General features: G+C 35.6%; 1 protein-coding gene. It reads left to right on the top strand.

Annotated features, from left to right (window positions below; genetic code table 11):
* A partial coding sequence (locus tag SOR60_RS03490) for a Rib/alpha-like domain-containing protein (protein WP_320595205.1) occupies positions 1 to 5,460 on the top strand: 5,460 nt, incomplete at both ends.

Below are 5,460 nucleotides of genomic sequence, written 5' to 3' on the forward strand. Positions count from 1 at the left end.
AAAGACAGTCAACCAGCAGGAGAGCTTAATACAAGTAAGGAAAATGTCCCACAAGCTGAAACAGCAAGTGAAGAAGTAGTTAAAAAACAAGCTGGTAGTTTTAATGCAAGCATTAAAGATATAATAGTTAAGGAAAATCAAGAAATAAACTACAAAGATGCTGTTGAAAACCTACCACAAGATGCCAAACTTGAAGTACTTACTCCAGCGAAAACAGACAGTATTGGAGAAAGTATAGCTAAGGCTAAAATAGTATTTTCAGATAAGTCTGAAAAAGAAATTGAAATAAAAGTTACAGTTGAAGCTAACGATGAGTTATCTGATAAAAACCAAGCTACAGAAGCAACAACTGAAGCTACTGGTTCAAATGTTGCAAAAAGAAGAGTACCAAGAGCTGCTTCAATGGCAGCAAATGACACAGAAGTAAGAGAAGCTAATACATCAGAAGATGCAAACAATGCAGTACATGGTATAGTTGGAATTCAAACAGTCGGTGATGTTAATATGGATATGAATAATCCCGCAAATAAGGACTATTATATCCCAGCACCTGGAGTAGATGTATATTTTCAATGGATTGAAGAAGTTACAAACGATGTATCACCTGTATACAAAGCAACAAGTGGAGCTGATGGTAAATTCCACATAGCGGCAGATCCATATATGACAAGTTCAGGAAAGCTCATTCAATTTGATGCAGATACTACGGTTTCAGCAGGAAGAGAAAGATACAGATTCTGGGTAGATCCGAAAACACTTCCGGAAAAATACCAATTAGCATGGACAACAGGAGAAGGTGTAATCTTTCCTAATTTTGATTTACCATATACTGGAGGTGGTGCAGGGAATGACACTGCAAAAAATCAATTAACAGGATTTAAAGTTTTATTAAAAGAAAAAGAAGACCCAATAATGCACAAGGATAATCCTACTCAAACACCTCCTAAAGTAACAGGACTGGCTGAAGGTGGAAATATTGAAGGAAAGGTTGCATGGGATTGGAAAAGCGGCGTAGGTGGAATACAATATTCTACAATTCAAGACGCTACAATACCTGCAAAAGGTGTCAATGTAGTTGCTTCATATTTATCTGATTATGCTATGAAACGAATATTTTCACCGGAAACTGCTAGAGATTTAGGCGTTGCAAGTGAAAAAGATATTAGAGGAGCTAATTGGACTATAAATAATGAAAAAGACTTGCAAGATTGGATAAAAGATAAAATAAAAAAAGAAGGAAAAGATCTTTGGATAGCGGAAACGGTTGAAGCTACAACAAATGCAGAAGGTAACTATATTATTCAATTTAACGGAATTTGGGGACCTAAATCAAACAGAGATGCCGCAACTTATACAAGAGAAGCGAATAAATATAATTGGGGAGATGTTCATACATGGACGGACGAAGAAGCTTCACGTTTGGGAAAAGTTGCAGATGATGCTAAAGACGGAAGTTTTGCAGATGGAGCATTTGATTGGAATGAAAAACATATCAACTACGACTTTGTATTTGTTTCATTAAAAGATACAGATGATTCAAGTGTTCTAACACCATATAATTACAACCAATATGCAGCTCATAATGATACATGGGGAATTCATAGTGGTTGGGGAACAGGAACATTTAAGAGTGTAGTATACCCATTAAATAAGAGCTTGAATGAAGGATTCACTCTAAGAAGCGCTTATATTAATTTTGAAATAGTAGATTACAACTCAACAACAAATTTGGCTAGTCCGGGAACACAAGTAGAGACAAAAACAACAGGACTTCCTTATAAAAATTCAGCAGATACTCAATACAGGATTGCTTGGTATGATGAGAATGGAAAAGAAATAACTAAAAATAAATTAGTAGAAAAATCTGGTGCAAATGGAACAATTTCATCTCACCCTCATACATCTGATTTGAATTTATCAGAAGCAAAAACTTACACTGCTAAGTTGATACAGGTTAATCCTGATGGAAAAGATGGAAATGTTATAGCAGTGGATTCATATACTGTAGTACCAAATTCACCAATAGGTTCTGTCAATGAAGAGTATACTTGGAAGGCTATAGAAGAATCTAACGATGTAACTTACAATGTAAGTGGATTACCAAAAGGACTTGAATATAAAAAAGGAGGAGTAGTCAGTGGAAAGCCTGAACCGGGACAAGCAGGCGTATATGATGTAGCATTTGAAGCTACTAAAGTTGATGAGGCAGGGGATATAAAATCTTCAATTCATAGAAAATTAATTGTTACAGATGCTCCTTTACCACAAGGTACTGTTGGAACTGATTATAATCAAGAAGTAAAAATAACAGGATTACCGGAAGATGGAAGTTATAAATACGAAATAGTGAACGTTGAACTTGATAATACCCTTAGTGGATTAAGTGCATTAAAAGAAGGGGACGTCTTTAAGATTACAGGAAAGCCTGAAGCTATAAATACAGCAGATGAAGATAATACTAATGTAAAGGTAACTTCAAATATCTATGAATTTGTAGGCGGTATTTGGAAATTAGTAGAAGAAAATCACGTAGACAATGTTCCTTTGAAAGTAACTAAAAAGCTGGACGCTGAAATAATAAATCAAAATCAAACAGTCCCAGAAAACACACCAATTGAAGATATAAGCATTATTCCTGATGACTATAATGCAGATGTAGATATAGACACTAGTAGATTCCCTGAAGGTATATCTGCTCCTAATCCGAAAAATCCATATCAATTTAGTGGTACACCAGTAATAAATGACTGGGCAAAAGGTGAAACAAAAAGAGTATTTACTATACCTGTAACTATAAATAATAGTGACGGTTCAGTTATAAATAAAGATATAACTATCACAGTACTAAGAGATCAAAAACCAGCTGATCAAGCAACTTCATATGAGCCTAGCTATGAACAAACACCAGCAAAAGTGGGAGAAAAAGCAACAGTAGCAGCACCAAAATTCTTGGATTCAAATAGTGAAACAGATCCAAAACCAGAAGCAAATCCACAACCAACAGGTATGAAATTTGCATTAGATACAGGTGCTCCAGAAGGTGCAGTGATTGACAAAGATACAGGTGCTATAACATACACACCAAGTGAAAAAGATGCAGGAAAAGAAATAAGTATACCAGTAAAAGTAACTTATTCAGATGACACAACAGATACTGCAACAGCAAAAATCAAAGTAGCAGAAACAACAGCTGATGCAATAATCCCATACTTGCCAAGTGAAGAAGAACCAACAAAAGGTAGTGATGGAAAAGATATTCCAGAAAGCTATATAGCAGTAACATTTGAAGCAGAAGCTGGAAAAGGAACAGTAAAAGTTGGAGAAAAGACTGGAGATTTGGTTTATGCAAAAGTAAAACCAGGAACAGATCTAACAGGAAAAGCAGAAGCAATTCCAGCAGAAGGTTATGGCTTTACAAAATGGAATCCAGAATTAGGAGTAGCTCAAGCAGACAACACATATGTTGCAAAATTCATTAAGAGCGGAGACGAAATAGGAAAAGACGATTCAATACCAAAAGGATGGTCAAAAGTAACAGTAAAACAAGATGATACAATCCAAGCTGGAACAGTAGCAGAAAAGTACTATGCAGTAGCTCCAAAAGGTAAATTAACAACAGAAGCCTTCCCAGACTTAACAGGAAAAGAAGTAAAGGGATATGAAAAACCAGCATGGTATGTAGGCGAAGAAAAAGTTGAAAATCCAGCAGAAAAAGAAATCACTGGAGACACAACGTTCATAGCAAAAGCAACAGAAATAGGAGAAAATATTATTCCTGTAAATCCAGAAGATCCAAATAGAGAGGGTTATGCAAGAGTAACACTTGAAAGTGGTAAAAATATTGCTAATATTACTGGAACACAAGCTTATGATGTCAAAAATGATGGAACTGTTAAATATTCTGATCTAATAAATGAAATTACTAAAGATGGTTCTAAGACTATAATAAATGTTGATCCTATAACTGGTAGAAACTCTTTAGAGTGGTCAGTAGATGGTAAAGAAGTAGTTCCAACTGAGTATCTAACAAAAGATACGACACTTAAAGTCAGCGCTAAAGATGCCTATGCTCCAAAGGGAACTGAACAAACTGTACAAAAGGGAGCTGTGGTTGATGCCAAAGATTCAATAGCAAATAAGGATACACTTCCTGAAGGAACAACATACGAATTTGTAGATGATAAAGGAGATCCGATTACTCCAGATACAAATTCAATTGGAGAAAAGGATGTAAATGTTAAAGTAACTTATCCAAATCCAACAGAAAATGGTGGACCAACAATTGTTAAGACAAAGATTAACGTAATAGAAGAAAAAACAGAAGCTGAAAAGAATCCGGCAGTAGCTCCAGAAAAGACAACTGTTGAAAACAAAGAGAAATTAACACCGGAAGAAAAACAAGAAGTTGAAGCAAAAGTTAAGAAAGCAAATCCAGAAGCAACAAAAGTAGAAGTTAAAGACGATGGAAACGCAACATTAACTTACAAAGATAATTCAACAAATACTCTAACACCGGAACAAACAATAGTTGAGAGAGTAAAAACAACAGTAGAAGGTGAACCAACAAAAGTTAACCCTACTGATGAAGAACAAAAAACAGGTTTAACAGTTAAAAACCAAGACGAAACTACACCAACAACAGTAACAGCCAAAGATGAAGACGGAACAGAAATTCCAGTAAAAGTCGATCCAGAAACAGGAGAAATCAAGGTAACACCAGGAACAAATGTAGATGGACCAATAACTGTTACAATTCAAGACGATGACTTCAAGACAGAAGACAATCCAAAGGGAGAAATCACAAAAGAAGTTCCAGTAACAGGACACACAAAAGGTGTAGACGACAACAGAACAAAAACAACAGTAGAAGGCGAACCAACAAAAGTTAACCCTACTGACGAAGAACAAAAAACAGGTTTAACAGTTAAAAACCAAGACGAAACTACACCAACAACAGTAACAGCCAAAGATGAAGACGGAACAGAAATTCCAGTAACAATCGATTCAAAAACAGGAGAAATCAAAGTAACACCAGGAACAAATGTAGATGGACCAATAACTGTTACAATCAAAGATGAAGACTTCAAGACAGACGAAAATCCAGAAGGCATCATCACAAAAGAAGTTCCAGTAAAAGGACACACAAAAGGTGTAGACGATAACGGATCAGATAAAACACAAGCTGATACAACAAATCCATTAACTCCTGAAAAAACTCCGGTAGTAAACAAAGAAGACCTAACCGAAGAAGAAAAAGCAGAAGTTAAGAAGAAAATCGAAGACGCAAATAAAGATGTATTCCCACAAGCAAAAGAAGGCCAAGAAGCTACAAAAGTAGAAATTGGCAAAGATGGAGCAGCAACAATCACCTACCCAGATAAGTCACAAGACACAATAAAAGGTGAAGATTTGGTAAGGGAGAAGACAAAACTAACAGGAACTCCAGTAGTTGTTAATCCA

It is taken from the genome of Anaerococcus porci, assembly GCF_034090325.1.
GTDB lineage: Bacteria > Bacillota > Clostridia > Tissierellales > Peptoniphilaceae > Anaerococcus > Anaerococcus porci.